At 73.5% G+C, this 4,407-nt stretch carries 4 protein-coding genes; 1 reads left to right on the top strand and 3 read right to left on the bottom strand.

From position 1 onward, the window contains the following. From AOK23_RS41740 to AOK23_RS41730, 3 genes are all read right to left on the bottom strand, one after another. A partial coding sequence (locus AOK23_RS41740; protein WP_240496816.1) for an ATP-binding protein occupies positions 1–744 on the bottom strand: 744 nt, incomplete at its 3' end. A gap of 140 nt (positions 745–884) precedes the next feature. Then, positions 885–1,811 (bottom strand): ATP-grasp domain-containing protein, encoded by a 927-nt coding sequence (locus AOK23_RS41735; protein ID WP_055717607.1) that lies wholly within the window; start codon positions 1,809–1,811, stop codon positions 885–887. Between the two features lie 80 nt (positions 1,812–1,891). After that, positions 1,892–2,803, bottom strand: coding sequence for a DUF3152 domain-containing protein (locus AOK23_RS41730; protein ID WP_055717608.1), 912 nt, complete (start codon positions 2,801–2,803; stop codon positions 1,892–1,894). A gap of 517 nt (positions 2,804–3,320) precedes the next feature. On the opposite strand from AOK23_RS41730, the gene AOK23_RS41725 reads away from it, so the two are divergent. After that, positions 3,321–4,370, top strand: a complete 1,050-nt coding sequence (locus tag AOK23_RS41725; RefSeq protein WP_055717606.1) for a MerR family transcriptional regulator — start codon at positions 3,321–3,323, stop codon at positions 4,368–4,370. Positions 4,371–4,407 lie beyond the last annotated feature (37 nt).

Below are 4,407 nucleotides of genomic sequence, written 5' to 3'. Positions count from 1 at the left end.
GTAGCGGTCGTCGAGGCGTTCGACGAGCTGGTCCACGCCGAGGGCGCGGACCCGGACGGCCGCGAGTTCGATGGCGAGCGGCAGCCCGTCGAGGCGCCGGCACAGACGGGCCACGGCCCGCTGGTTGGCCGCGCCGACGGTGAAGCCGGGGACCACGGCCGCCGCCCGGTCCGCGAACAGTCGCAGCGCCGGGAACGTCTCGACGGCCTCGGGGCCGACGTCCTCCGCCGGGGGCGCGGGCAGCGGCGGCACCTCGAACAGCCGCTCCCCGGCGACCCCGAGCCGGTGCCTGCTGGTGGCGAGGATCCGTACGCCCTCGGTGGCCGCCAGCACGGTCCCGACGAGCGTGGCGCAACTGCGCGGCAGATGCTCGCAGTTGTCGAGAACGATCAGTGACCGCCGGTCGCGCAGATACTCGACGAGGACGTCCAGCGGCGGCCGTACGGTCTCGTTGCGCACCCCGAGCGCGTCGTTCACGGCGTGCGGGACGAACGCCTCGTCCCGCAGCGCGGCCAGCGGCACGAGCCACACGCCGTCCGGGAAGGCCCGCGCGACCTGTTCCGCGACATGTCCGGCGAGCCGGGTCTTGCCCACCCCGCCGGGTCCCGTCAGCGTCAGCAGTCTCTCCACCGACAGCAACCGTCTGACTTCCGCCGCCTCGTCCCGCCGCCCCACGAAGCTCGTCAGCTCCGCCGGGAAGCCGGAGGTGCGCCGCGACTCCGATCCGCCCACGACCCCGGTCACGCCCTCACTTGTGGTTCCCGTACAGGCTGTTGTAACCGTGAAGACCAGCCACCGGGCACGGGCGGGCCGCCGGGGAACCGGATTTGCCGCCGGTTCGGGTGAGCGACCGGAACCGTCCGAGGACGGCGCCGGGCGCGACGTCAGCGTGTGGCGGCCGCGAGCACCGCCTCGACGACCCGTCCCACCGACTCCGTGTGCAGCCACAGGAACAGGTTCGGCTCGACGAGCTCCAGCTCCATGACGCACGGCCGCCCGTCCTGCCCGGTGACGAGGTCCACCCGCGCGTACAGCAGCTCCGGTTGTCCCGGCACCGCCGCCAGCGCCCGCCGGGCCACGGTGAGTTCGTCCTCGGTGGGCGTCCAGCGCTCCAGATCCGGGTGGGCCACCTTGTCCGCGTCGTAGGCCGTGCCCGGCGACAGCACCGCGCCCTTGCGGCTGGCGTGCAGCAGCCGGCCGCCGAAGAACTGCAGCGCCCGCTCCCCCTCGGTGTCGATGCTGGCCACGAACGGCTGCACCATCGCGGTGAGTTCCTCGGCGTGCATCCGCTCGACATGCCGTACGGCGATCTCCCGCTGCTCCGCCCCGGCCCCGTACCGTGCGGCGAACCGGGCCCCGGCCCCGGAGGTCGGCTTCACGACGTACTCGTGCCCGTCGGGCAGCTCCACGGGGTCGCCCGGCGCGAGATAGGCGGTCGGGACGACAGGCACCCCGGCCCGCGCGAGGTCGCCGAGGTACCGCTTGTCGGTGTTCCAGCGGACGACGTCGGCCGGGTTGGCGAGCCGGGTGACCCGGCCGCACTCCTCCACCCATGCCGTGAACTCGGCCGTCCGCCAGCTGTAGTCCCAGGTGGACCGGATGACGACGAGGTCGTGGGCCGACCAGTCCACGTCCGGGTCGTCCCAGTGCACGGCCTCCGCCTCGGCACCGGCCGCCCGCAGCGCACCCACCAGCACCGGCAGATCCCGGTCGGCACTGGCCTCCGCGCCGGGGTCGTAGGTGGCGAGGGCGATCCGGGGGGCGGCGGTGCGGGCCACGGGGACTCCGTTCGTGTACGGGGGCTCGTACATCCGTCCAGGCGTGGACGGCTGCTCGGGCATCCGGCTCTCCGGCGCAGGCTAACAACCGGGGACGCCGGACCGGGCACCCGTCACGGCACGGCGGGCCCGGTGATGAGCTTCCCCTTCGCGTCGTAGGGCCAGACGTTGGGGACACAGCCCTTCATGCCCTTGATCTGCTGCATCATTGCGGGGGCGGGCTTGCCCCGGCCGGGGCAGCCGACGTGGCCCTCGCCGAGGAAGTGGCCGACCTCGTGGTTGATGATCAGGGCGCGGTAGGCCGTGACGTCGTCGGCGTAGACGGGGGTGGCCAGCTCCCACCGCTTGAGGTTGACCATGACGTTGTCCTCGACGTTGCAGTTGACCTCGCCACGGGTGTTGAGGCCGTACGCGCCGCAGATGTCGTCGACGGTGCCCGGCGTGGCGACCTTCACGACGAAGTCGGTGGCGCCGCCGGAGACCCGCTGGAACGCGGAGTCGCCGTCCGCCGTCCATCCGCGCGGATCGCCCAGGATGCGCTCCACCTCCTCGGCGACGTCGGCGGCGGACAGGGACAGCCCCTTCTCGACCTCGACGCGATAGCGCAGGACCTTGCCGTCGCCCACCTTGGGGCCACTGCCGGGAGCCCTGGTGAAGGTGCCCGGCCCGGACTCGGGGATGGCGCGCCCGGACGGCGACGGCGAGGCGGAGCGCCCGGCGGAACCGCCGGAGGAACCGCCGGTCGAGGCCCCGGAGCCACGGGAGCCACCGTCGGCCGACTCGTCGGTCGAGTCATCGGCCGAACCGCCGGTCGAACCGCCCGTCGAGCGGCTCGGTGACGGGCTGGGCGAGACGACGCGCCCGCGCTCACCATCGGCCCCGGTACCGGCACCCGCACCCGACGTGCGCCGGGACCTCTCCGGTTCGGGCTCGGCGGAGACGGCGGACCGGGCCCCGGCGGACTCGTCCCGGTCGGCGGGCGCCCAGCCCACGGCCGCGAACCCGGCGGCGCCGAGGACGGTGATCGCTCCCAGCCCGCCCCACAGCCGCCCGCGCCCCGGACGCCCCGCACCGGACCGCCCCTTCCCGCGGCGACCATGGCGGGCCCGACGGCCCCGGCCCACACGGCTGTTGACCTCACCGCCGTTGCCCGCGCGGGCGTCGTTCTCCCGCTCCCTCTCCGTCTCGACGCCGTCCTCGGTGTCACCGGGTTCGCGGCCCCGGCCAAGACGTGCGGGTGCCTTGCGGCGACGCCCGCCGCCCTTGGCCCGACGCCCGGCGGGCTCCGCGGAGCCGCTCCGGCGGCGACGGTCAGGGGAAGGCGTTGCTCTGCGCTCGGTCATGTTCCTTCAGAGTGTGATCAGGTTGTGATCGGATGAGACCCATTCGATCACGAAACGATAACGGATGATCGGCATAGTTCCGAACCCGCGCTTGACCTTCACCTTCGGTGAAGCCCCAGCATCGAGAGCGGAACGAGGAACAGTCGGGGCAAGGTGAACCGGCGTGCACAAAGGGGGAGTTGTGGCCGAACCAGGAGCCATGCTGACGATCGGCGCGTTCGCGAAGGCGTGCCGGCTGTCGCCCAAGGCACTGCGGCTCTACGACGAGTTGGACCTCCTGCGCCCCGCCCGGGTCGACCCGGACACCGGCTACCGCTACTACGCCACCGGGCAGTTGGAGCAGGCCCGGCTGGTGGCGTGGCTGCGCCGCCTGGGCATGCCGCTCGCCCGTATCCGTACGGTGTGCGCACTGCCGCCCGGCCCCGCGACCCGGGAGATCCGGGCGTACTGGGCCGGGGTCGAGGCCGACACGACCGCCCGGCGCGAGCTGGCGGCGTTCCTCGTGGACCACCTCACCGACACACCGGGAAGGAACACCACCATGCTGGAACTCCGTTACGCCGCTCTCTCCGACACCGGACGCGTGCGCGCCGCCAACCAGGACACCGCGTACGCCGGTGCCCGTCTCCTCGCCGTGGCCGACGGCTTCGGCCCTGGCGGGGCCCCCGTGAGCACGGCAGCCGTGGAGGCGCTGAAGCCCCTGGAGCGCGAGCCTCTTCCGGCGGGCGACGTGCTGAACGTGCTGGAGGAGGCCGTGCGGAACGCCACGGACGCCGTACGGGAGAGCGCGGCGACCGAGGACGACGGCACCACCCTGACCGCGCTGCTGTGGACCGGCTCCCGGCTCGCCCTCGTCCACATCGGCGACTCCCGCGCGTATCTCCTCCGCGGCGGCGAACTGTTCCGGATCACCCATGACCACACCGTCGTCCAGTCCCTGGTCGACGAGGGCCGGCTGACCCCCGAGGAGGCGAGGACCCATCCCCAACCCGCGCTGCTGCTTCGGGCGTTGACGGGCCGCGAGAACACCTCCGCCCCGGATGTGCGGCTGCGGGACGCGCACCCCGGCGACCGCTACCTCCTCTGCTCCGACGGCCTCTCCACGGTCGTCCCCGACCCGGACATCCGACGGATCCTCACCTCGTCCGGGACCCCTGCGGCAGCCGTGGACACCCTCGTCGCCGAGGCGAACGGGGCGGGCGGACCGGACAACGTCAGCTGCGTGGTGGCCGACGTGGTGGAGGGTTAGCGACGGCGGGGGACGACTGAGGGGCGGGTAGCGACCG

This window comes from Streptomyces torulosus (assembly GCF_001419765.1).
Lineage (GTDB): Bacteria > Actinomycetota > Actinomycetes > Streptomycetales > Streptomycetaceae > Streptomyces > Streptomyces torulosus.
The sequence above is the reverse complement of the archived record's forward strand: the minus strand, read 5'-3'. Positions and strand labels throughout refer to the sequence as shown.